This window comes from Pseudomonas sp. 30_B, from assembly GCF_017491605.1.
Taxonomy (GTDB): domain Bacteria; phylum Pseudomonadota; class Gammaproteobacteria; order Pseudomonadales; family Pseudomonadaceae; genus Pseudomonas.
Genome location: NZ_JAFGYY010000284.1, coordinates 1 through 468, shown reverse-complemented (window position 1 = coordinate 468; position 468 = coordinate 1). Strand labels below are relative to the sequence as shown.

General features: G+C 66.0%; 1 protein-coding gene. It reads right to left on the bottom strand.

What is annotated here, in order from left to right; translation table 11 throughout:
* On the bottom strand, nucleotides 1-468 hold a 468-nt coding region (locus J5M67_RS28305), incomplete at both ends, for an extracellular solute-binding protein (RefSeq protein ID WP_207888657.1).

Genomic DNA, 468 nt, shown 5'->3' with positions numbered 1-468 from the left:
CGCCCACAGCCAGTGCGAGCCCTTCGGCGTCGCGGCCACCGGCGCGGCCGCGAAACCGATCTTCTCCGCGACCTGCGACTGCTGCTTGTTGTACAGCATGCCCGCCGCGACCGTCGCGTCGATCCACATCGCGCACTTGCCCGATGCGGTGAGCGTCAGGTTCTCGTTGAAGCCGTTCGAGCTCGCGCCCGGCGGCCCGTTCTTCTTGAGCAGGTTCACGTAGAAGTTGATCGCCTTCTTCCACTCGGGCGCCGTGAGCTGCGCGTTCCAGTTCTCGTCGAACCAGCGGCCGCCGAACGTGTTGACGACCGTCGACACGTACGCCATGTTCTCGCCCCAGCCCGCCTTGCCGCGCAGGCAGATCCCGTAGGTGCCGTTCGCACGGTCGGTCAGTTTGTCGGCGAATTCGGCGATCTGCTCGTAAGTCGGCTGCTCGGGCATCTTCAGGCCCTTCGCGGCGAACAGGTC